The following is a 22,542-nucleotide window of genomic DNA, read 5'->3' as shown; positions in this document are numbered from 1 at the left end:
CCACGCTATCCACTTCGCGGCGGCCGCGGCAACGGATTTCGATCACAGGCCCGGTCAGTCCAGGCCGATCGGGCCCTCGCGCGGGCCGTCCTCGTTCGCCGGCTGCACGGCGAGCGACGGGAAGTCGGCCAGGTCGCCCTCCGGCTCGGCGTCCCACTCCGGGAACACCAGCGGGCTCTGCAGGTAGAGGCAGAGCAGCTGGGTGAGCTGGTGCAGGCCGTCGAGGTGGGTGCGCTCGTGGCCGTGGGTGGCGTCCACGCCGAACCCGAGCAGCGCCACCCGGGCGTGCGCCCCGGCCTCGACCGCGGCGGCCACGTCCGAGCGGTAGTAGTCGAACACGTCCCGGACCAGGTCGACGCCGTGTTCCTTGGCGATCGAGGCGAGGTTGCGGGTCAGGTGGTAGTCGAACGGGCCGACCCCGTCGCCCATGGCGAGCGTCGCCGCGGTCTCCCGGGACTGCTGGCCCGGCGCGACCACCGCCGCGTCCACCGACACGATCTCCGCGACGTCCGGGTCCAGCCCGTGGCTCGCGCCGTGGCCGATCTCCTCGGTGACGGTGACCAGCAGGTGCGCGGTGACCGCCGGGGTGACACCGGCGTCGACCATCGCCTTGAACGCGGTCAGCACCGCCGCCACGCCCGCCTTGTCGTCCAGGTGGCGGGACTTGACGTACCCGTTCGGGGTGATGGTGGGGTTGGGCAGGAACGCGACGAAGTCCCCGGCGTCGATGCCGAGCGCCCGCAGCCCGGCCTCGTCGTGCACCGGCTCGTCCACCCGCACCTCGACCAGTTCCCAGCCGACGCCCTGCAGGTCGACCGCCTCGTTGTAGCGGTGCCCGCTCGCCTTCAGCGGCAGCACCTGGCCGGTGACGACCCGCTCCAGGTCGTCGGTGAAGATCCGCACGTGGGCGCCCTCGGCGAAGCGGGCGCTGTGCGTGCCGATCGGGTTGACCTCCAGCCGGCCGTTCTCCTTGAGCCGCTTCACCATGCCGCCGATGGTGTCGGTGTGCACCACGATCGCCCGGTCGGCGCCGGTCGACCGGGGGCCGGGCAGACAGGCGCTCAGCGCCCCGCGACGGGTCAGCGTGGAGCTGATCCCGATCGCGGAGAGCCGCTCGCCCACGTACTGCTGGATGTGGTCGGTGCGCCCCGACGGGCTGGGGATCTCCAGCAGCTCCACCAGCACCTGGCGGAGGTAGTCGAGGTCGAGCTTGAGCGGTTGGGGCTTGCGTGCGGTCATGCCCCAGAGCTTGCCGCACCGGCCGGCGACCAGAGTCGCTGCGGTGCCCGGGTACCCGGGAAGAGCAGGTCGACGAAGCGCTCGGCGGTGGGCTGCGGTTCGTGGTTGGCCAGTCCGGGCCGCTCGTTCGCCTCGATGAACACGTGTTCCGGCCGGTCCGGGGCGGGGACCAGCAGGTCCAGCCCGGTGACCGGGATGTCCAGCGCCCGGCTCGCGGTGACGCACGCCTCGGCGATCGCCGGGTGCAGCTCGGCGGTCACGTCGTGGATCGTGCCGCCGGTGTGCAGGTTGGCCGTCCGGCGTACCGCGAGCACCTCGCCCTCCGGGAGCACGTCGTGCATCCGGTACCCGGCCTCGGCCACCACCTCGCGGGTCATGTCGTCGATCGGGATGCGGGACTCGCCCCCGGTGGCGGCGGCCCGGCGGCGGCTCTGCCGCTCGATCAGCTCGGTGATGTCGTGCACCCCGTCGCCGGTGATCTGCGCCGGGCGGCGTACCGCGGCGGCGACCACCTCGTGGTCGATCACCACGACCCGCAGGTCCTCGCCCGCGCGCAGCTCCTCGATCAGCACGTCCGGGCAGAACCGGCGGGCCAGCTCGACGGCCGCGGTCAGCGCCTCGGGCGTACGCACGCCGACGGTGATGCCGTTGCCCTGCTCGCCCCGCGCCGGCTTGACCACCACCGGACCCACGTCGTTCAGGAACGCCACGTCGTCGGGCTCACCGGTGGCGGTACGCCCGCGCGGCACCGACAGGCCCGCCTCGGTGAGGATGCGCCGGGTCACCCGCTTGTCGTCGCAGCGGCTCATCGCCACCGCCGAGGTCAGCTCCGACAGCGACTCGCGGGTGTGGATGGTCCGGCCGCCGGTGGTCAGCTTCAGCTCACCCCAGTGCGGGTCGGTCACCTCCACCCGGATGCCGCGGCGCATCGCCTCGTCCGCGACGATCTTCGCGTACGGGTTCAGCTCGTCGTACCCCTCGGGCATGGCGGGCAGGAACAGGCGCTCGTTGATCGGGTTCTTCCGCTTCACGCAGAGCGTGCCGGTGCGGTGGAAGCCGAGGCGCTCGTACAGCCGGATCGCGCCCGAGTTCTCGGCCAGCACGGACAGGTCCACGAACGCCCGGCCGCGCCCGTCGAGCCGGTCGGCGAGCGCGGTGAGCAGCGCCTGCCCGGTGCCGGGCGGGGCGGTGTTGAAGTCGACTGTGAGGCACCACAGGCTCGCGCCGTTCTCCGGATCGCCGAAGACCGCGACGTGGTCCACGCCGGTGATGGTGCCGACCACCTCACCCGTGGTGTCCTCGGCCACCAGGTGCAGGAACCGGTCCGTGCCGGCGTTGTCCACCAGCACCTCGACCGGGGCGGTGACCATGCCGTTGCGCGCGTAGATCCGGTTCACCGCCTCCGCGTCGGCGGCGTCACGCAGCGGCCGGACGGTCAGCCCGGGCACCTCGCCGCCCTCGGTCGCGGCGGGCCGCTTCTCGCCCAGCGGCAGCCGGTACGTCAGCGACGGGTCGATGAACAGCTCGTCCGGCAGCCGCGACACCAGCACGTGCGGGTCGCGCAGGTAGATGCAGATGTCCCGGGCGCCGACCGCCTCGGAGCGCAGCACGTCGGCCACGTGCACCTGGTCGTCGAACGTCTGCCCGAACACCAGCCGGCCCCAGCCGCAGTCCAGCACCACGCCCGAGGCGTCGGTGGACGTGGGCTCCGGCTGCCGCTGCTCCGGCGTACCCGGTGCGACCGGGTCACCGCCGGGGCCGATGCGTTCCCGGCGGCGCCCCAGCACCCGTTCCCGGTCGGTACGTGCCGTTCCGGTGGCGAGGGTGTCGGTCACGGTCAGTCGATTCCGTGGCTCTGGAGCCACATTTCCAGGAGTCCCAGTTGCCACAGCTTGTTTCCGTTCAACGGGGTCAGTTCGGCGTTCGGGTCGGCGAGCAGCGCGTCGACGTAGTCGGCGCGGAACAGGTCGCGACGGCGCGCCTCGGGCGCGGTGAGCGCGTCGCGTACCCGGTCGAGGAGCTTGCCCTCCAGGTGGGTGAGTCCGGGCACCGGGAAGTAGCCCTTGGGCCGGTCGATGACCTCGTGCGGCAGGACCCGCCGGCCGATCTCCTTGAGCACGCCCTTGCCGCCCTGGGCCAGCTTCAGCTCCGGCGGGCAGCTCGCGGCCAGCTCGACGAACTCGTGGTCGAGGAACGGCACCCGGGCCTCCAGCCCGTGCGCCATGGTCATGTTGTCGACCCGCTTCACCGGGTCGTCGGTCAGCATGACCTGGGTGTCGATCCGCAGGCCGGCGTCGACGGCGGTCTGCGCGCCCGGGCGGCCCAGGTGCGCGGCCACGAACTCCCGCGCCGGGTCGCCGTCGGCCAGCCACGCCGGGTTGAGCACCCGGGCCAGTCCGGCCGCGTCGCGGTCGAAGAACGCCTTCGCGTACGTCTCGAGCGCCTGCTCCCGGTCCACCCCGGCGAGCGGCGGGTACCAGTGGTAGCCGCCCAGGATCTCGTCCGCGCCCTGACCCGACTGGACCACCTTGACGTGCTTCGCGACCTCCTGGCTGAGCAGCCAGAACGCGACGCAGTCGTGGCTGACCATCGGTTCGCTCATGGCCCCGACGGCGGCCTCCAGCGGCGGCAGCAGGTCGCCGGTGGGCACCCGGATCTGGTGGTGGTCGGTGCCGAACGTCTTCGCGACCAGGTCGGAGTAGACGAACTCGTCGCCCTCCCGCCCGCCCACCGCGTCGAAGCCGATGGAGAACGTGGCCAGGCCGGACTGGGCCTGCCCCTCGCCGGCGAGCAGCGCGACGACAAGGCTGGAGTCGAGGCCGCCGGAGAGCAACACGCCCACCGGAACGTCGGCCACCATGCGGCGGCGTACGGCGGTGGTCAGCGAGTCGAGCAGCGCGTCCTGCCAGTCCCGCTCGGACCAGCCGGCCCGCTCGGCGGCGCGGCCGAACGACGGGTCCCAGTAGACCCGCTCGTGGGTGGAGCCGTCCGCCTCGTACACCCGGACCGTGGCCGGCGGCAGCTTGGTGACGCCGGCGAGGATGGTGCGCGGCGGCGGCACGATGCTGTGGAAGCTCAGGTAGTGGGCGAGCGCCACCCGGTCGATGGTGGTGTCGATGCCGCCACCGGCGAGCAGCGCCGGCAGGGTCGAGGCGAACCGCACCACGCCGGGGGTCTCGGCCAGGTAGAGCGGCTTGATGCCGAGGCGGTCCCGGGCCAGCACCAGGCGGCCGGTGTCGCGCTCGCTGATCGCCACCGCGAACATGCCGATCAGGTGGTCGACGAAGTCGAGCCCCCACTCGGCGTACGCCTTGACCACTACCTCGCTGTCGCCGGACGAGAAGAACCGGTGGCCCTTGGCCTGCAGTTCGGCGCGTAGTTCCCGGTAGTTGTAGATGCAGCCGTTAAAGACACCGGTGAGCCCGGCGGCGGCGTCCACGATGGGTTGGCCGCTCGCCGCGGACAGGTCGATGATCTTCAGGCGCCGGTGTCCCAGCGCGGTCGGCCCTTGCGACCAGACGCCGCTGTCGTCGGGCCCTCGGTCACTCATCGTGGCCGCCATCCGCTCCACGGCCGAGACATCGGCGCGTGAACCGTCACGGCGGAACTCTCCCGCAAGTCCGCACATACGAGCCAATGCTGCCAGAGGTTGTTTCGGTTCGCCTGTTGAGACGATGACGAACGTGTGACAGCTTGCTACGATGCGCCGTCACGCAGCGTGGTTGCCTGTCACGCCTTCGGTTCCTGCCTCATTCCACCCGATGTCGGGATTCGGCACCCGCAGGGGTGTGAGGAATGCCGCAGCAGGCTACTTCTGAAGTAGTATTGATGTCATGTCGATGCCCTTGGAGTCGGTGCCGTTCTCCGAGCTGCTGCGCCAGCCGACGGAAACCGCCGAACGGCTGGCCCGAACCCGGGCGCTGCGGCTCCGTCGCCGCGACGCCGCCGACCTGGTGCTGATGTCCGCCGAGCGGGCTGAAGCCGAGGGGGAGGTGGTCGACCTGACCGCGCGGCTGCTGGCCGGCCTGGCGCGGCGAGAGCCGGCCCTGGTCCGGGAGACGCTTCCGACTGTGCTGCCCTGGATGCGGTTCCTGCCGCAGGGGGACGCCGAGCAGATGACCGACGAGTTCATCGCCACGGCCGAGGCCGCAGCGGCTGTCGGCAGCACCGCGGCGGTGTCCCAGCTGCTCACCGAATGGCGGCACACCGCTGAGGTGCACGCCGATCCCGACCTGCATCGGATCCTGGCCGCGCCCAGCGCCGACGACTTCGGGCCGGTGACGCGCCCGACCGACGAGTGAGCGCGAAGCGCGGCGACCGCGCCGCCCCGCCACCCCGGCCCGGCGGGTACGCCCTGCGGTTCGCCACAAACGACGCGGCGAAGGGCTGGGAGGAACTGTGCCGGCAGGCCGCGGCCAACACGCGCGGCGCGTTCGACGCGATCGAGGCGCACCCGTGCCCGTCTCCGCCGAACAGCCGCCAGCACCCCCTCAAGGGCTCCCTCGCCACAGCCGTGCCCAACGGGCGGTCACTGCCGCAGTGGCAGTACGAGGTCACCGCCGGCGGCCGCATCTGGTACCTGGTCGACGACCAGACCCGAACCTGCTGGATCAAGCACGCCGGAACCGGCCATCCCAGAGCCACCGATTGACCGCAGTGCGTTCGGGCCCCCGTCCCTGAGGGGCGAGGGCCCGAATGGAATGGGCAGTGCTCGGTCTGGCTACGCGGTGCGGGCGACGCCGACCGGGCAGCTCAGCCCGTTCGGTCCGTGGTTGCAGTAGCCGTTCGGGTTCTTCGTCGGCGCCAGGTACTGCTGGTGGTAGTCCTCGGCGAAGTAGTAGTCGCCGAGCGGCGCGATCTCGGTGGTGATCTCACCCTTGCCGGCCCGGGCCACGATCGGCGCGAACGCGTCCCGCGACGCCTTCGCAGCGGCGGCCTGCTCGTCGGTGGTGGTGTAGATCGCCGAGCGGTACTGGGTGCCCACGTCGTTGCCCTGGCGCATGCCCTGGGTCGGGTCGTGGTTCTCCCAGAAGACCTTGAGCAGGTCCTCGTAGGCGATCTTCGACGGGTCGTAGACCACCTGGACCACCTCGGCGTGCCCGGTCATACCCGAGCACACCTCCTCGTACGTCGGGTTGGTGGTGTAGCCACCCGCGTAGCCGGCGGACGTGGTGATCACGCCGGGGAGGGTCCAGAACAGCCGCTCGGCGCCCCAGAAGCAGCCCATGCCGAAGACAGCGACCTGCGCGCCCTCGGGGAACGGGCCCTTCAGCGTCGACGGCAGCACCTCGTGCCGGTCGGCGATCGGCATCGCGATCGGGCGGCCCGGCAGGGCCTGGTCAGGAGAGATCATCTCGGCCTTCATGCGGCGGAGGAACACGGTGGGACTCCTCTCTTGGCTTTCCCAGCGTGTGCAACAGCGTGGCCCTCCGGTTCCTTACCCGCCCACCGCGACGTCAGGCCAGCGCCGCCGAGATCCGCCCGGCGAACGCCTCGGCCTCGGCGTCACCTGCGTACCGGGTACGCGGCCAGAAGAAGCCGCGCAGACCGTCGCCCTTCGTCCTGGGAACCACGTGGGTGTGCAGGTGCGGTACGGACTGGGACACCCGGTTGTTCATCGCCACGAACGTCCCACCGGCGTCCAGACCGGTCTCCACCGCCACGGCGATGCGCTGGACCAGCCGGAAGTAGCCGGGCAGTGCGTCGGGCGGCAGGTCGGACAGGGCGACCAGGTGGGTGCGGGGCACCACGAGCACGTGCCCCTTGAACACCGGGCGGGTGTCCAGGAACGCGACCCCGTCCGGCTCGTCGGTGACCCGGAACGCGGGCACCTCGCCCGCCACGATCCCGCAGAACACGCACCCGCTCATCCGCCCACCCTAGGCCCGGCCCGCCCACCCCACCTCCGGGCGAGCGTTGATCATGAGGTTGGCGGCGACAAATCGGACGGCGACCACCGTCAACCTCATGATCGACGAGAAGACCGGCCGTAGGTCAGGCGCGATCGAGGTAGGCGTCCCAGTCGTCGTCGGGGATGCCGGTCGGGCCGGTCTCGCCGTTGGCGAGGCGCGCCCGGATGTCCGCCTCCCACCGCAGCGCCCATCCGCGCAGCTCGTCGACCTGCTGCTCGGTGAGCCCGTACGAACGGAACGTCCGGCTGTCCCGCTCCGTCACACCACCCAGCCGGTCGGCCAGTTCGTCCAACGAGAAGCCGGCCGTGTGCCGGGCGCCGAGATGCTCCAGCTCCGACCGGGTGAGCCGCTCGGAGGCTGCGCGGACGTCGATGTAGTCGCGGTGGGCGGCACGGTCGTGCAGCGCCCGGACCTTCAGCCCGACCGCGTCCTCGAAGGCCAGCACCGGGCCCAGCGCCATGCGGGCTGGCGGCGCGAGTGCCTCCTTGAGCAGATCGACCTCACAGGAAGAGGCGTCGTCCGAGATCAGCAGGCGAGCCATGCGCGGCGTCGCCTCGATGATCCGGGCGGAGAACCCGGCCGCGACGTAGGCGGCGGCGAGCCGGTCCGCCACGGCACTGAGTGGCATCGCGGCGGCCGTGGCGAAGTCGATGTCCTGGGAAGGCCGGTCGACCAGATCGTGGGCACACATGGCGTAGCCACCGGCGAGCATCAGTCCCAGGTCGTCACCAGCGGCGAAACCGATCTCCAGCAGGCGACGGTGCAGCGCGTCCATCACCCGGCGACGAGGTCGGGCAGTTGCCTCTCCCAGAGCCGGGTCACCCGCCGGGCCGTCAACCGTCGAATACGTGGCCAGTCCTGGCGGAGCAGCGCGGCGTCGACGTATCTGATGATGTCGTCCCGCTGGCCGCAGTCAAGCAGGAGGCAGTAGAGGGTCAGTCGCTCACCCGGGTCGCCCACGTCGTAGTCGCCGGGGCCCGACCAGGCAAGGCGCACGGGCAGGCTGACCCGCCCCGACCGCGGGCCGCTCAAAAGACCCAGCGAGGCCGGGATCCGGTCGGCGACGCCGTGCAGGCGGGAGGGGAGCGCCTCGGTCGTACTCACCGGACCAGTATGGCCGACCACCCCGACAGAGTCCTGGTTGTGACAGGCGCGCCCGGCCTACCGGGAGCAAAGGGGAAGCGGGCGGACTAACGTCTGCGGCATGAGGCACGGCTTCGACACACTCGCCATCCACGCCGGTCAGGCCCCGGAGGCCCGCACCGGCGCGGTGATTCCGCCGATCTACCAGACCAGCACGTACGCCCAGGACGCCGTCGGCGCGCCGCGCGAGGGCTACGAGTACAGCCGCTCCGGCAACCCCACCCGGGACGCGCTCCAGGAGTGCCTGGCCGCGCTGGAGGGCGGCCAGGTGGCACTCGCCTTCGCCAGTGGCCTGGCCGCCGAGGACACGCTGCTGCGGACCGTCTGCAAGCCGGGCGACCACGTGGTGATCCCGGACGACGCGTACGGCGGCACCTACCGGCTGTTCGCCAAGGTGGCCGAGCGCTGGGGGCTGGACTACACCCCGGCGAAGGTCTCCGACCCGGACGCCGTGCGCGCGGCGATCCGCCCGGGCGCCACCCGGATCGTGTGGGTGGAGACGCCGACCAACCCGCTGCTCGGCATCGCCGACATCGCGGCGCTGGCCGCCGTGGCGCACGACGCCGGCGCGCTGCTGGTGGTCGACAACACGTTCGCCTCGCCGTACCTGCAGCAGCCGATCGCGTTCGGCGCGGACGTGGTGGTGCACTCCACCACCAAGTACGTCGGCGGACACTCCGACGTGGTCGGCGGCGCGCTCGTCGCGGCGGACCGGGCGCTCGGCGAGGAGCTGCGTTACCACCAGAACGCGATGGGCGCGATCAACGGCCCGTTCGACGCCTGGCTCACCCTGCGCGGCATCAAGACCCTCGGGGTACGGATGGACCGGCACTGCGACAACGCCGAGCGGATCGCGGCCTACCTGGACGGCCACGCGAAGGTCGCGCAGGTCATCTACCCGGGCCTGCCCTCGCACCCCGGCCACGAGGTGGCCGCCAAGCAGATGCGGCGGTTCGGCGGCATGATCTCGTTCCGCGCGGCGGGCGGCGAGGAGCATGCCGTGGACATCTGCAACCGATCCCGGCTGTTCGTGCTCGCCGAGTCGCTCGGCGGCGTCGAGTCCCTGATCGAGCACCCGGGCCGGATGACACACGCAAGCGCTGCGGGCTCGCCGCTTGAAGTTCCCGGCGATCTCGTGCGACTGTCTGTCGGCATCGAGACGGTCGACGACCTGCTCGCCGATCTGGAGCAGGCCCTGGGCTGACCGCTGGCTGGGGAGGGTGGCAGTGCCGGAGATCTTGCCGACGACGTGGGTCGGTGCGACCGCGAAACAGATCGCCCGGGCGGTACGCCGTGGCGACGTCTCCGCCACCCAGGTCGTCGCCGACCACCTGGATCACGTCACCCGGGTCGACGCCGACCTGGCCGCGTTCCGCACGGTACGCGGCGGTGAGGCGATCACCGAGGCGGAGAAGGTCGACGAGCAGGAGGAACTGGCGAACCTCCCGCTCGCCGGCGTGCCGGTGGCGGTCAAGGAGAACACGCCGGTGGCCGGCCTGCCCACGTGGAACGGGTCGGCCGCCATGCGTACACCGGTGGCGGAGGCCGACCACGAGGTGGTCCGGCGGCTGCGCGGAGCGGGCGCGGTGATCCTGGGCGTGACCCGGATGCCGGAACTGGGCCTGTGGGCGCTCACCGACGACGACACCGCTGCCACCCGCAACCCGTGGGATCCGGCGCGTACCCCCGGCGGCTCCTCCGGCGGCGCGGCCGCCGCGGTGGCCGCCGGGCTGGTGCCGATGGCGCACGGCAACGACGGCCTCGGGTCGATCCGCATCCCGGCGGCCTGCTGCGGCCTGGTCGGGCTCAAGCCCGGCCGGGGCGTGGTGCCCTGCCAGCTCGGCGCGGACGACTGGTTCGGCCTGACCGAGCACGGCATGCTCACCAGCACCGTGGCCGACGCGGTGGTCGGTTTCTCGGTGCTGGCCGGTCGCCGGCCGGACAAGCTGGTCCCGCCGGCGCGGCTACGGGTCGGCGTCTCGCTGCGCTCGCCGGTGCGCGGCGTCTCGCCGGACGCCCCGAACCGGGACGCGGTGGCCGCCGCCGGCCGCCTGCTCGCCGCCGCCGGTCACGACACCGTGCCCACCGACCCGGTCTACCCGACCCGGCTCGGCCTGCAGGGCATCGCCACCTGGTTCGCGGCGGCCGCCGCCGACGTGCGCGCCGCCGGGGTCGCCCCGCGCCAGCTCCAGCGCCGCAGCCGCCGGCACGTCACGCTCGGCGAGTGGGCGCAGCGCCGGGGGTACGTGCGGGAGGCCGACCGGGCGGCCTGGCGCGAACGGTCGGTGAACTTCTTCGCGGACAACTCGATCGACCTGCTGCTCACCCCGGCGCTGGCCGGGCCGCCGCCGGAGGCCGCCGGCTGGTCCGGCCGCTCCTGGCTGGCGAACATGTCGGCGAACATCAGGTACGCCCCGTACGCGGCGCCGTGGAACATCGCCGGGCTGCCGTCGATCGTGGTGCCGGTCGGCCGCCGCCCGGACGGGCTGCCGGTGGGCGTGCAGTTCGTCGGCCCGCCCGGCTCCGAGCTGCTGCTGCTCGGCGTGGCCGGTCAGTTCGAGATGCAGGCGCCGTGGGCCCGGCACGCCCCCGGCTACCCCCGCGTCGGAACGGGGTCGCCGGCCACCGCGTGATCGTCTAGCGTGTGCGCACCCTGTCGCGCACACCAACTCGGACGGTCCCCGATGAACTGCCAGACCTGCGGGGACGCCACGTCCCCGGCCTTTGAGGAGTGCCAGCGCTGCGGTACGCGCGTCGGCCAACCCGCCGTGAGTCCCGGCGTGCCCACGTACGGCGTGCGCGGACTGGCGGTGGCCGGGGCGTCCGCGGTCGGCGCCGCCACCCTGTGCTACCTGCTCACGGCTCTGTTCCCGCTGGTTGGTGTGCGGATGGCCCGCTCGGCCGCCGAGCAGCTCGACCGGGACGTGCTGCTCGGCGCGGTGCTGGTCGAGGTGCTGTTCACCCTGCCCTACCTGCTCGCCCTGCTGACCGCGGGGACGCTCGTGGTGATCTGGACCTGGCGGGCGCGCAAGAACCTGGACGCCTTCCCGGGCGCCGTGCCGAGCCTGAGCCCGGCGTGGGCGATCGCCGGCTGGCTGGTGCCGTTCGCCAACCTCGTGGTGCCGGCCCGGGTGCTCGCCGACCTGCTCCGGAACAGCGTCTGGCAGCGCCGCCAGTCGTGGCTGGTCGGGGTGTGGTGGGTGAGCTGGCTGGTGTTCCTGATCGGTGACCGGTTCGTCGCGCAGGCGCAGCAGCAGCGGTACGACCGGCTGACCGAGCTGCCCCGCAACGACGCGGAGTTCGGCACGTACGTGCGCTACTACGAGGAGGCGCTCGCGCCCCGGCTGGTGCCGGCCTTGGCCTGCCTGGTCGCCGGGATCGCGTTCGTCGTGCTGATCCGCCGGATCTCCGCCGCCCAGCAGGACCGGCTCGCCCGGGCCGTGCCCGCGTGGCCGGGTCAGCAGGGGTGGCCGGGTCAGCCGGCGTGGCCGGGTCAGCCGGGCGGGCCGGGGCACCCCGACCGGCCCGCTTCCGTCGCGTCGGTGCCGCCCGCGCCGTCGGCCACGTCGGCGCAGATCCCACCGGGGCCGGGTGGCACGATCGGGGCATGACGGAACTGGTCGGTCTCGCCGACGTTCAAGCTGCGCGGGAACTGCTCGGCGGTGTCACCCGTACCACCCCGCTGGAGCCGTCCCGGCCGCTCAGCGCCGCGCTCGGCGGGCCGGTCTGGCTCAAGTGCGAGAACCTGCAACGCGCCGGGTCGTACAAGGTGCGTGGCGCGTACGTGCGGATCTCCCGCCTCTCGGCCGAGGAGCGGGCCCGGGGCGTGGTCGCGGCGAGCGCCGGCAACCACGCCCAGGGGGTGGCGCTCGCCGCCGGGCTGGTCGGCGCGCACGCCACCGTCTTCATGCCGGTGAACGCGCCGCTGCCGAAGGTCGCCGCGACCAAGGGGTACGGCGCGCAGGTCGAGCTGGTCGGCAACACGGTGGACGAGTCGCTCGTCGCGGCGCAGACCTTCGCCGAGCGGACCGGTGCGGTGTTCATCCACCCGTTCGACCACGCGGACGTGATCGCCGGTCAGGGCACCGTCGCGCTGGAGATCCTCGAACAGTGCCCGGACGTGCGCACCATCGTGACCGGGGTGGGCGGTGGCGGACTGGTCTCCGGGATGGCGGTGGCGGCCAAGGCGCTGCGTCCCGACGTACGGGTGATCGGGGTCCAGGCGGCGAGCGCCGCCGCCTTCCCGCCCTCGCTGCGGGCCGGCGAGCCGGTACGCCTGCCCTCGTTCGCGACGATCGCCGACGGGATCGCCGTCGGCCGGCCGGGGGAGCTGACCTTCACCCACGTCCGCAAGCTCGTCGACGACGTCGTCACGGTCTCCGAGGAGGACATCTCCCGGGCGCTGCTGATGCTGCTGGAACGCGGCAAGCAGGTGGTCGAGCCGGCCGGCGCGGTAGGGGTGGCGGCGCTGCTGTCCGGCGCGGTTGAGGTGACCGCGCCGGTGGTGGCGGTGCTCTCCGGCGGCAACATCGATCCGCTGCTCATGCTCCGGGTGATCGAGCACGGTCTGGCGGCGGCCGGCCGTTTCCTGCGGATCACGGTGCGCTGCGTCGACCGGCCCGGCCAGCTCGCCTCGCTGCTCGGCGAGATCGCCGAGCACCGCGCCAACGTGGTGGACGTGGTGCACCAGCGGGCCAACCCGCATCTGCGCCTGGGCGAGGTGGAGGTGGCCCTGTCCGTGGAGACGCGCGGGGTGGAGCACTCGGACACCCTGATCAGCGCGTTGCGGGCCAGCGGCTACCAGGTGGTCTTCACCGGCGAGGGCTGAGCCCCTCGGTGGAACACCGACGTCACAGCGGAACGCGAACGCCCCGGCCGGATGATCCGGTCGGGGCGTTCGGGTGTGCGGCTCGGGTCCGAGGAGCCTGTCAGCCTCGGTCGGGTTCGGGACCCGAGCCATCCGGCGCGGGTCCGGAAGGTCAGCCGCTGTACGGCTCGAAGGAGACGATGGTCACCTTGATATCGGCGCCGCTCGGCGCGGTGTAGGTGCAGGTCTGCCCCGCCTTGCCGCCGAGGATGGCCTGGCCGAGCGCGGACTCGGGGCTGTACACCGTCAGGTCGGTGGTGGAGGCGATCTCCCGGGAGCCCAGCAGGAACGTCTCGCTGTCGTCCGCGTCGTCGTCGAAGTAGATCGTCACGACCATGCCCGGCGACACCGCGTCGGTGTCCGGAGCCTCACCGACCTTGGCGGTGCGCAGCAGCTCCTTGAGGTAGAGAATGCGGCCCTCGGCCTTGCCCTGCTCCTCGCGGGCGGCGTGGTAGCCACCGTTCTCCCGCAGGTCGCCCTCCTCGCGCCGGGCGTTGATCTCGGCAGCGATGACCGGCCGGTTGGCGATCAGCTCGTCGAGCTCTGCCTGCAGACGGTCGTAGGCGTCCTGGGACAGCCAGGTGGCGGGCGCCTCGTTTCCATTTGTGGACACAGGCGGTCTCCTCGGTTGGTGCGGACTGGCTGACAGGTGAACTTGCAAGGCTACCAGTGCCGCACACGTCGAGGTGTGCTCAATCACCCCGGTGCCGGCGACGGGACCGGGGTGCGGTTGCCGGCGGCTCGCCGGCGCTCCGGCTCAGCCGGCCGGCCGGCAGCGCAACACCTCACCGATGAACGGCCGGGCGCTCGTGGGCACCTCCTGGCGGGTCCGGATGTGGCGCTGGCCCGGCTCGGCGCTCACAGTGGTCTCGATGCTGCCCACCTGGGCACCGTCGTGCGAGCGGGCCCGCAGCAGACAGGTGGCGGAGCCACCCGGCGGCACGGTGACCCGGAAGTCGACTGTCACCCGGGAGTCGGTGATGTCGGAGTAGCTGATCATCTCGCCCTGGTACTCCGGGTCGCCGTACTGGTAGTAGAGCTTCGCCGCGCCCAGCCCGAGGACGGCGAGCAGGACCGCCACCGTCAGGGCGAGCAGGACCGGCCGGCGGCGCCCCGGCTCCCGGCGTCGGCCGTACCGGCCGGGCGGGTAGACCGGCGCCTCCGCGGCGACTGTGGCGTGCGTCTCGCTCACCGGCGGGTATCTCCTGGCGTTGTTGTCGGCGGCATCGGCAAGAATGGCTAGGTCCATCTTCCCAGCCCGGCGCTGAGTCAAGGATGGCAGGTCGGCCTGGACCGGCGGGCGTGGCCCTGGCCACTCCGGTGGCGGCCCCCGACCGGCCGTCACGGGGGCTTTCGCGGGCGCGGGGGGAGATTCCGGCAGGTCAGCCGACCGGAGGGTGGTCGGCGGGCACAGACGAGGAGCGCCGAAGGTGGCAGAACAGCTGCGTCTCATGGCGGTGCACGCCCATCCCGACGACGAGTCGAGCAAGGGTGCCGCCACCATGGCGAAATACGTCGCCGAGGGGGTGGACGTCCTCGTCGTCACCGCGACCGGTGGCGAACGGGGCAGCGTGCTCAACCCGAAGATGGACCGCCCCGACGTGTGGGCCAACATCGGTGACATCCGGCGGGCCGAGATGGACGCCGCCCGGGCGATCCTCGGCGTCGAGCAGGCGTGGCTCGGCTTCGTCGACTCCGGGCTGCCCGAGGGCGACCCGCTGCCGCCGCTGCCGGAGGGCTGCTTCGCCCTGCAGGACGTGGACGTCGCCGCCGCGCCGCTGGTGCGCCTGATGCGGCAGTTCCGCCCGCACGTCGTCACCACGTACGACGAGGAGGGCGGCTACCCGCACCCCGACCACATCATGACCCACAAGGTCACCGTGGCGGCGTTCGACGCGGCCGGTGACCCGGAGCGCCATCCCGAGCTGGGCGAGCCGTGGCAGCCGCTCAAGCTCTACTACGACGTGGGCTTCTCCCGGGCCAAGATCATGAGCCTGCACGAGGCGGTGCTCGAAGCCGGGCTCGAATCGCCGTACGGCGAGTGGATGAAGCGCTGGGACGAGCGCCCCGACAAGGGTGCGCGGATCACCACCCGGGTCGAGTGCGCCGACTACTTCCCGGTCCGCGACGACGCCCTGCGCGCCCACGCCACCCAGATCGACCCGGACGGGTTCTGGTTCCAGGTGCCGATGGAACTGCAGAAGCGCGCCTGGCCGACGGAGGACTTCCAACTCGCCCGGTCGCTGGTGGACAGCCCGCTGCCCGAGTCCGACCTCTTCGCGGGCGTACGGGAGGCGTGCCGTGCCCACTGACCGGGCCGGGGTCTACCCTGGTGCGCAGTCGCACATCGGAGGAACACCATGCTGACCGCCGTCGAGGTGCTCGCACAGAACAACTTCGGTGACACCCGCACGGGTGGTCTGGCCGGTCCGATGGGCCTCTTCCTCATCGTTGCGCTGGCCACCGTCACCGTCCTGCTGATCCGCAACATGAACGCCCGGCTGCGCCGGCTGCCCGACCGCTTCCCGCACCAGGGCGCCCCGGGCCGGGCCGATTCCGCAGTCGCCGATCCGACAGAAGGGCTCGTCGAGCAGGATTCACCGACGAACACGCCCAGCGGCTCCCAGCAGCGACGGAACAGCTGAACACCGCGTGAATCACGCCCAAGCCGGTCGTCGCCCCCTGTTGCGACCACCGGCTTTGGCTTAGCCTTCCGCCGGGGGGACCGTCAGGCCCCGGACCCTGCGCGGAAGGGGGACGCCGATGTCGAAGGCAGCACCGGCCCCCGGCCATGCCTCCGCCCGGCCCGGTGACGGGGCGGCCCCGTGACCACCGAGCCGGCCGACCGTCCCCCGGACCGGGTCGGCCTGCGCGGGACGCCGACGGGCGTCGTCGTGTTGACCGTCGCGGTCGCGTTCACCGGTCTGCTGGCCGCCGTCCTCGGCCTGGTCGTCCCGCCACACCTCCCGGTGGACCACCCGCTGCCCGGCCCGGCGCGGTTCGGCATCGCCACTGTCGCGTTCGCGGTTGCCCAACTCGCCCGGCTGCGCTTCCGTACCGCGTCGGGGATGGTGAGCATCACCTGGGGCGAGGCCGCGCTGGTGGTCTGCCTCTGGCTGGTGCCGGCCGGCTGGCTTCCGGCCGCCGCCCTGCTGGGCGTGGGCACCGCCTGGACCGTGATGTCGGTGGTGTCGGACCGTCGACCGGCCCTGGAACTGGCGGGGATCGCCGGCTCGCTCACCGCCGCCACCGCGCTCGCGGCGGCCGTCGCGACCGCCCTCGGCCCGCCGCTGCTCGCCGCGCCCACCCCGGAACTCGCGCTCACGCTCACCGCCGCCGCGGTGACGTACCTGCTCACCACCGCCTTCCTGGGCGCCGTCACGCTCGCGCTGCGGCACGGCATCCCGATGGGGCCGCCGCTGTTCGCCGCGCTGCGCGGCAAGCTGCTCATGTTCGTCGGCAACGTGGCGGTCGGCCTGGTGGTCGTCGCGCTGCTCGAACTCGACGCGCGCTGGCTGCTGCTCCTGCCGCCGCCGCTCTGGCTGCTCCAGCAGACCTACCGGCACCGGCTGCGGGCCGACCATGAACGGCGGACCTGGCGGGAGTTCGCCGAGGCCACCGCCGCGCTCAACCAGCTCGACGAGCGGGGCGTGGCGACCGCCGCGGTGACCGGAGCGCTCACGCTGTTCGGCGCCGAACTGGTCGAGGTCGACGTGGCCCGGGGCGAGGGACGCTGGCGCCGGTACCGGGCCGACCGTGGCGGGCAGGTCCGGGACCGGGAGGTGGAACCCGCCGGGTGCGCCGGCGTCGCCGAGCACGAGTTGATGCGCCGGCTCGTCGTGGGCTCCGCCGAGGTCGGCCGGCTGCGGGTGCGGTTCGCCCGGTCCGCCCCGCCGAGCGCCCGGGAACGCGACGGCGTGGCGGCCTTCGGGGACGCGCTCGCCGCCGCCCTGCACGACGCCGCCACGCATCGGGAGCTGCGGCTGGTCACCGCCCGCTCGTCGTACGACGCGGTGCACGACCAGCTCACCGGCCTGCTGAACCGGGCGGCGCTGCTCACCAAGGGGGACCAGGCGTTGCGGCAGCGCCCGCACGACCACCCGGTGGCCCTGCTGCTGCTCGACGTGAACCAGTTCAAGGAGGTGAACGACACGCTCGGGCACTCGGCGGGCGACCAGCTGCTGCGGCTCACCGCCAGCCGCCTCGCCGCGCTGACCCGGCCGGGCGACCTGCTCGGGCGGCTCGGCGGCGACGAGTTCGCGCTGCTGCTGACCTCGGTGCCGATGGTCGAGGACCGGACGGCCCCGCTGGCGTACGCGCTGCGCCAGGCCCGGGAGGTCGCCGAACGCCTCGCCGCCCCGACCGAGGTGGCCGGGGTACGGATGTCCGTCGAGGTGGCAGTGGGCGTGGTGGTGGCCGACGCGGGCGCGGCCGACCTGACCGAGCTGCTGCGGCGCGCCGACATCGCCATGTACCAGGCGAAGGAGGGCGGCGGCAGCGTCGCCGCGTACGACAGCTCCCGCGACGCGGCGAGCACCGACCACCTGGCGTTGCTCGCGGAGATGCGGGAGGCGCTGGCCGCCGACGACCAGCTGGTCCTGGCGTTGCAGCCGGCGGTGGACCTGGCCACCGGCGCGCCGACCGGCGTGGAGGCGCTGATCCGGTGGCGGCACCCGCGCCGGGGATGGCTCGGCCCGGCCGACTTCATCCGCCCGGTGGAGAACAGCGAGCAGCTCGGCAGCTTCACCCGGTACGTGCTGGACAAGGCGCTGGCCGTGGCGTCCGCGTGGGCGCGGGACGGGCTGGACGTCCCCATCTCGGTGAACCTGTCCGCGCGCAGCCTGCTCGACCCGCGACTGCCCGCCGAGATCGACGAGGCGCTTCGCCGCCACCAGGTCCCGCCGCACCGGCTGGTCCTGGAGATCACCGAGACGGTGGTGATGAGCGAGCTGGAGATCATCGACGAGGTGCTGGCCACGCTGCGCGCCATGGGCGTGCAGCTCGCGGTGGACGACTTCGGCACCGGTTTCTCCTCGCTGACGTTCCTCACCCGGATCGCCGTGGACGAGCTGAAGGTGGACCGGTCGTTCGTGCTCCGGATGGCCGACTCGCCCGAGGCGGCGGCGATCGTCCGGACCACCGTCGGGCTGGCCCACGAGTTGGGGCTGCGGGTCGTGGCCGAGGGCGTCGAGACCGCCGAGCAGCGCACCGCGCTGGCCGAGCTGGGCTGCACAGCCGCCCAGGGCTACCACTTCTTCAAGCCGATGCCCGCCGACAAGATCGCCGCGGTGCTCGGGTCGCTGCGCGACGGCGCCCGGGGCAACGTCTTCCCGCTGCGCGCCGACGGCGCATCCTGACCCCTGCCGCACCGGCGGCGTCGGAAGGCGATGGTGGATAGGGTCGGGTGGTGAACCGACTCGCCAAGGCCACCTCGCCCTATCTGCTCCAGCACGCCGACAACCCGGTCGACTGGTGGCCGTGGTGCGAGGAGGCGTTCGCCGAGGCGAAGCGGCGCGACGTGCCGGTGCTGATCTCGGTCGGTTACGCGGCCTGCCACTGGTGTCATGTCATGGCTCACGAGTCGTTCGAGAACGAGGCAGTGGCCCGGCTGATGAACGACGACTTCGTCTGCGTGAAGGTCGACCGCGAGGAGCGCCCCGACGTCGACGCGGTCTACATGACCGCCACCCAGGCGATGACCGGGCAGGGCGGCTGGCCGATGACCGTCTTCGCGACGCCGGACGGCACCCCGTTCTTCTGCGGCACGTACTTCCCGCGCGCCAACTTCATCCGCCTGCTCGGCTCGGTCGCCACCGCCTGGCGCGACCAGCGCGAGGCGGTGCTGCGCCAGGGCGCCGCCGTGGTCGAGGCGATCGGCGGCGCGCAGGCGGTCGGCGGCGTGACCGCGCCGCTCACCGCCGGCCTGCTCGACGCCGCCGCGAGCCAGCTCGCCCGGGAGTACGACGAGACGAACGGCGGTTTCGGCAGCGCGCCGAAGTTCCCGCCGCACATGAACCTGCTCTTCCTGCTCCGGCACCACCAGCGCACCGGCTCGGCGCGCAGCCTGGAGATCGTCCGGCACACCTGCGAGGCGATGGCCCGTGGCGGCCTCAACGACCAGCTCGCCGGTGGGTTCGCCCGCTACTCGGTGGACGGCCACTGGACGGTGCCGCACTTCGAGAAGATGCTCTACGACAACGCGCTGCTGCTGCGCGTCTACACCCAGCTCTGGCGGCTCACCGGCGACGGGCTGGCCCGCCGGGTGGCCCGGGACACCGCCCGGTTCCTCGCCGACGAGCTGCACCGGGCCGGTGAAGGCTTCGCCTCGGCGCTGGACGCGGACACCGAGGGCGTCGAGGGGCTCACCTACGTCTGGACGCCCGACCAGCTCGTCGAGGTGCTGGGGGCCGACGACGGCCGGTTTGCCGCCGACCTGTTCGAGGTCACCGCCGAGGGCACGTTCGAGCACGGCAGCAGCGTGCTGCGGCTGGCCCGGGACGTCGACGACGCCGACCCGGCGGTGCGGGCCCGCTGGCAGGACGTGGTGGGCCGGCTGCTCGCCGCCCGCGACACCCGCCCGCAGCCGGCCCGCGACGACAAGGTGGTGGCCGCCTGGAACGGGCTGGCGATCACCGCCATCGCCGAGTTCCAGCAGGTCGCCGCGCTGCTCGTGTCCCCGGACGACGAGGACGCGAACCTGATGGACGGCGTGCTGATCGTCTCCGACGGCGCGATGCGGGACGCCGCCGAGCACCTGGCCACCGTGCACGTGGTGGACGGGCGGCTGCGCCGGGTCTCCCGGGACAAGGTCGTGGGCGAGCCGGCCGGTGTGCTGGAGGACTACGGCTGCGTCGCCGAGGCGTTCTGCGCGATGCACCAGCTCACCGGCGAGGGGCGGTGGCTGAGCCTGGCCGGTGAGCTGCTCGATGTGGCGCTGGCCCGGTTCGCCGGCCCGGACGGCGCCTTCTACGACACCGCCGACGACGCCGAGCGCCTGGTCACCCGGCCCGCCGACCCGACCGACAACGCGACCCCGTCGGGCCGCTCGGCGATCGTCGCGGCGCTCGTGGCGTACGCGGCGCTGACCGGGGAGACCCGCTACCGGGAGGCGGCCGAGCAGGCGCTGTCCACTGTCGCGCCGATCGTCGACCGGCATGCCCGGTTCACCGGCTACGCCGCCACTGTCGGCGAGGCGCTGCTGTCCGGGCCGTACGAGATCGCGGTGGCGACCGGCGACCCGGAGGGCGACCCGCTGGTGGCCGCCGCCCGGCGCCACGCCCCGCCCGGCGCGGTGGTGGTGGCCGGCGCCCCGGACCAGCCCGGCGTGCCGCTGCTGGCCGGACGGCCGTTCGTCGACGGGCGGCCCGCCGCGTACGTCTGCCGGGGCTTCGTCTGCCAGCGGCCGGTGACCGGCGTCGAGGAGCTGGTCGCGCAGCTCGGCTGAGCGGAGCGGGCCGGGCCGCCCTCGCGGTCCGGCCCGGCGCCGGCCCTTATAGGCTGGCGGCGCTATGGACTCCCGTACCGGTCTCCCCGTCGTGGGCATGGTGGGTGCCGGCCAGCTCGCCCGGATGACTCACCAGGCCGCCATCGCCCTCGGCCAGTCGCTGCGCGTGCTGGCGCTCGCCCCGGACGACGGCGCCGCGCTGGTCGCCGCCGACGTCCAGTACGGCGACCACACCGACCTGGCCGCGCTGCGTACGTTCGCCAAGGGCTGCGACGTGGTCACCTTCGACCACGAGCACGTGCCCAACGAGCACATCCGCGCGTTGACCGACGAGGGCGTGAAGCTGTTCCCGCCGGCCGAGGCGCTGGTGCACGCGCAGGACAAGCGGGTGATGCGGGAACGGCTCGGTGAGCTGGGCGCGCCGAACCCGGCCTGGCGTCCGGTGGAGTCCCCGGCCGACCTGGTCGCCTTCGGCGAGGAGACCGGCTGGCCGGTGGTGCTCAAGGCCGCCCGGGGCGGCTACGACGGGCGCGGCGTCTGGATGGTCGACGACGCCGGCGCGGCCGGTGAGCTGGCCGCCACGCTGCTCGCCGGTGGCACCCCGCTGCTGGTCGAGGAGCGGGTGGCGCTGCGCCGGGAACTGGCCGTGCAGGTGGCCCGGTCGCCGTTCGGGCAGGTCGCCGCGTACCCCGTGGTGGAGACGGTGCAGCGCGACGGCATCTGCGTCGAGGTGCTGGCGCCCGCGCCCGACCTGCCGGAGGAGCAGGCCGTCGCCGCGCAGCAGCTCGCCATCGACCTCGCGACCGCGCTCGGTGTGGTCGGCCTGCTCGCGGTGGAGCTGTTCGACACGCCGTCCGGGCTGGTCGTCAACGAGCTGGCCATGCGGCCGCACAACTCCGGTCACTGGACCATCGAGGGGGCCCGGACCTCGCAGTTCGAGCAGCACCTGCGGGCGGTCCTCGACTACCCGATGGGGGACACCTCGCTGACCGCGCCGGTCGTGGTGATGGCGAACGTGCTCGGCGGCGAGCCGGGCGGCATCTCCATCGACGAGCGGCTGCACCACCTGTTCGCCGCCGAGCCCGGGGCCAAGGTCCACCTGTACGGCAAGCAGGTCCGCCCCGGCCGCAAGATCGGGCACGTCACCGTGCTCGGCAACGACCTTGAGGACGTACGGGCCCGGGCCGCGCGTGCCGCCCGCTGGCTCCAGGAGGGGCACTGATGAGCACCGTCGGGCTGATCATGGGCAGCGACTCGGACTGGCCGGTCATGCGGGCCGCCGCCGAGGCGCTGGACGAGTTCGGCGTGCCGTACGAGGTGGGCGTGGTCTCGGCGCACCGCACCCCGGGCAAGATGATCGAGTACGGCCGGGCCGCCGCCGGCCGGGGCGTTCAGGTGATCATCGCGGGCGCGGGCGGGGCGGCCCACCTGCCCGGCATGGTCGCCTCGGTCACCCCGCTGCCGGTGATCGGTGTCCCGGTGCCGCTGAAGTACCTGGACGGGATGGACTCGCTGCTGTCCATCGTGCAGATGCCGGCCGGTGTGCCGGTCGCCACCGTCTCGATCGGCAACGCCCGCAACGCCGGCCTGCTGGCGGTACGCATCCTGGGCGCCGCCGACCCGGTGCTGCGCGACAGGATGGCCGCCTACCAGGCGAGCCTGGAGGATCTGGTCGCCGAGAAGGAAGCCGCGCTGCGCGCCTCCCTCACCTGACCGTTCGTCACTCTTCGTGCTTAACTCGGCTGGTTGCTGAGCGTGACCGGCTGGGCGGGCGGCTGTTTGTGCCCTCCGCCGACTTTGCTCTGCAGCCATCGACGCGGCGCGGCCTTGACCTGCGGTTCTGCGTTTCCTCGAAATTGGCTCCGCACCGGCACTCGTCACGGTGGGTGACCGTTGCCTCCGTGGCTGCAGAGCAAAGTCGGCAGAGAGGTGCCCCG

At 73.0% G+C, this 22,542-nt stretch carries 21 protein-coding genes; 12 read left to right on the top strand and 9 right to left on the bottom strand.

Annotated features, from left to right (window positions below; genetic code table 11):
• Positions 1 to 54: 54 nt before the first annotated feature.
• From O7542_RS21365 to O7542_RS21355, 3 genes are read right to left on the bottom strand one after another with little or no spacing between them, the layout of a single operon-like run.
• On the bottom strand, positions 55 to 1,239 hold the full coding sequence (locus tag O7542_RS21365) for an osmoprotectant NAGGN system M42 family peptidase (RefSeq protein ID WP_030501323.1): 1,185 nt from the start codon (positions 1,237 to 1,239) through the stop codon (positions 55 to 57).
• The gene (ngg, locus tag O7542_RS21360; protein ID WP_113972006.1) at positions 1,236 to 3,074 is read right to left on the bottom strand and encodes an N-acetylglutaminylglutamine synthetase; all 1,839 of its coding nucleotides are present in this window, start codon (positions 3,072 to 3,074) and stop codon (positions 1,236 to 1,238) included. The genes O7542_RS21365 and ngg overlap by 4 nt, the downstream gene beginning before the upstream one ends.
• A gap of 2 nt (positions 3,075 to 3,076) precedes the next feature.
• A complete protein-coding gene (locus tag O7542_RS21355) occupies positions 3,077 to 4,867 on the bottom strand; it encodes an N-acetylglutaminylglutamine amidotransferase (protein ID WP_166457237.1) in 1,791 nt (596 codons plus the stop codon).
• 205 nt (positions 4,868 to 5,072) lie between these two features.
• On the opposite strand from O7542_RS21355, the gene O7542_RS21350 reads away from it, so the two are divergent.
• Both O7542_RS21350 and O7542_RS21345 read left to right on the top strand, forming a co-directional pair.
• Positions 5,073 to 5,540, top strand: a complete 468-nt coding sequence (locus tag O7542_RS21350; RefSeq protein WP_043326527.1) for a hypothetical protein — start codon at positions 5,073 to 5,075, stop codon at positions 5,538 to 5,540.
• The gene (locus O7542_RS21345) at positions 5,537 to 5,890 is read left to right on the top strand and encodes a hypothetical protein (protein ID WP_166457238.1); all 354 of its coding nucleotides are present in this window, start codon (positions 5,537 to 5,539) and stop codon (positions 5,888 to 5,890) included. The genes O7542_RS21350 and O7542_RS21345 overlap by 4 nt, the downstream gene beginning before the upstream one ends.
• A 69-nt stretch (positions 5,891 to 5,959) precedes the next feature.
• Here the strand turns inward: O7542_RS21345 and msrA are convergent, their stop codons facing one another.
• From msrA to O7542_RS21325, 4 genes are all read right to left on the bottom strand, one after another.
• Positions 5,960 to 6,619 carry a peptide-methionine (S)-S-oxide reductase MsrA gene (gene msrA, locus O7542_RS21340; protein WP_043326524.1) on the bottom strand — a complete coding sequence of 220 codons (660 nt, stop codon included), beginning with the start codon at positions 6,617 to 6,619 and terminating at the stop codon, positions 5,960 to 5,962.
• 76 nt (positions 6,620 to 6,695) lie between these two features.
• Positions 6,696 to 7,109 (bottom strand): HIT family protein, encoded by a 414-nt coding sequence (locus O7542_RS21335; protein ID WP_043326522.1) that lies wholly within the window; start codon positions 7,107 to 7,109, stop codon positions 6,696 to 6,698.
• A 124-nt stretch (positions 7,110 to 7,233) separates the two neighbouring features.
• On the bottom strand, positions 7,234 to 7,926 hold the full coding sequence (locus tag O7542_RS21330) for a nucleotidyl transferase AbiEii/AbiGii toxin family protein (RefSeq protein ID WP_043326519.1): 693 nt from the start codon (positions 7,924 to 7,926) through the stop codon (positions 7,234 to 7,236).
• Positions 7,926 to 8,255: a hypothetical protein gene (locus O7542_RS21325; RefSeq protein ID WP_281605144.1), complete on the bottom strand. Its 330-nt coding sequence runs from the start codon at positions 8,253 to 8,255 to the stop codon at positions 7,926 to 7,928. The genes O7542_RS21330 and O7542_RS21325 overlap by 1 nt, the downstream gene beginning before the upstream one ends.
• Positions 8,256 to 8,355: 100 nt before the next feature.
• Here O7542_RS21325 and O7542_RS21320 point away from each other — a divergent pair, with 100 nt between their 5' ends.
• From O7542_RS21320 to ilvA, 4 genes are all read left to right on the top strand, one after another.
• Positions 8,356 to 9,498: a cystathionine gamma-synthase gene (locus tag O7542_RS21320; RefSeq protein ID WP_043326515.1), complete on the top strand. Its 1,143-nt coding sequence runs from the start codon at positions 8,356 to 8,358 to the stop codon at positions 9,496 to 9,498.
• Between the two features lie 16 nt (positions 9,499 to 9,514).
• Positions 9,515 to 10,927, top strand: a complete 1,413-nt coding sequence (locus tag O7542_RS21315; RefSeq protein WP_043326513.1) for an amidase family protein — start codon at positions 9,515 to 9,517, stop codon at positions 10,925 to 10,927.
• 147 nt (positions 10,928 to 11,074) lie between these two features.
• Entirely contained in the window at positions 11,075 to 11,905 is an 831-nt protein-coding gene (locus O7542_RS21310; RefSeq protein ID WP_280841791.1) for a DUF4328 domain-containing protein, read from the top strand.
• Positions 11,902 to 13,122, top strand: a complete 1,221-nt coding sequence (gene ilvA, locus O7542_RS21305; protein WP_043326509.1) for a threonine ammonia-lyase — start codon at positions 11,902 to 11,904, stop codon at positions 13,120 to 13,122. Before O7542_RS21310 ends, ilvA begins: the two co-directional genes overlap by 4 nt.
• Positions 13,123 to 13,273: 151 nt before the next feature.
• Here ilvA and greA read toward each other — a convergent pair whose 3' ends face one another.
• On the bottom strand, positions 13,274 to 13,774 hold the full coding sequence (greA, locus tag O7542_RS21300) for a transcription elongation factor GreA (RefSeq protein WP_043326508.1): 501 nt from the start codon (positions 13,772 to 13,774) through the stop codon (positions 13,274 to 13,276).
• A 144-nt stretch (positions 13,775 to 13,918) separates the two neighbouring features.
• On the bottom strand, positions 13,919 to 14,353 hold the full coding sequence (locus O7542_RS21295) for a DUF4307 domain-containing protein (protein ID WP_043326506.1): 435 nt from the start codon (positions 14,351 to 14,353) through the stop codon (positions 13,919 to 13,921).
• 238 nt (positions 14,354 to 14,591) lie between these two features.
• Here O7542_RS21295 and mca point away from each other — a divergent pair, with 238 nt between their 5' ends.
• From mca to purE, 6 genes are all read left to right on the top strand, one after another.
• The gene (gene mca, locus O7542_RS21290) at positions 14,592 to 15,473 is read left to right on the top strand and encodes a mycothiol conjugate amidase Mca (protein WP_043326504.1); all 882 of its coding nucleotides are present in this window, start codon (positions 14,592 to 14,594) and stop codon (positions 15,471 to 15,473) included.
• Positions 15,474 to 15,521: 48 nt separating this feature from the next.
• Positions 15,522 to 15,806 (top strand): hypothetical protein, encoded by a 285-nt coding sequence (locus O7542_RS21285; protein WP_104114278.1) that lies wholly within the window; start codon positions 15,522 to 15,524, stop codon positions 15,804 to 15,806.
• Between the two features lie 222 nt (positions 15,807 to 16,028).
• Positions 16,029 to 18,518: a bifunctional diguanylate cyclase/phosphodiesterase gene (locus O7542_RS21280; RefSeq protein WP_281606494.1), complete on the top strand. Its 2,490-nt coding sequence runs from the start codon at positions 16,029 to 16,031 to the stop codon at positions 18,516 to 18,518.
• 50 nt (positions 18,519 to 18,568) lie between these two features.
• A complete protein-coding gene (locus O7542_RS21275; protein ID WP_281605143.1) occupies positions 18,569 to 20,605 on the top strand; it encodes a thioredoxin domain-containing protein in 2,037 nt (678 codons plus the stop codon).
• Between the two features lie 64 nt (positions 20,606 to 20,669).
• Positions 20,670 to 21,827, top strand: a complete 1,158-nt coding sequence (locus O7542_RS21270) for a 5-(carboxyamino)imidazole ribonucleotide synthase (RefSeq protein ID WP_281605142.1) — start codon at positions 20,670 to 20,672, stop codon at positions 21,825 to 21,827.
• On the top strand, positions 21,827 to 22,318 hold the full coding sequence (gene purE, locus O7542_RS21265; protein WP_104114281.1) for a 5-(carboxyamino)imidazole ribonucleotide mutase: 492 nt from the start codon (positions 21,827 to 21,829) through the stop codon (positions 22,316 to 22,318). The genes O7542_RS21270 and purE overlap by 1 nt, the downstream gene beginning before the upstream one ends.
• Positions 22,319 to 22,542 lie beyond the last annotated feature (224 nt).

The sequence above is a fragment of the Micromonospora sp. WMMC264 genome, assembly GCF_027497275.1.
Taxonomy (GTDB): Bacteria; Actinomycetota; Actinomycetes; order Mycobacteriales; family Micromonosporaceae; genus Micromonospora; species Micromonospora chalcea.
Note: the sequence above shows the minus strand (reverse complement) of the source record. Positions and strands in the feature narration are given on the sequence as shown.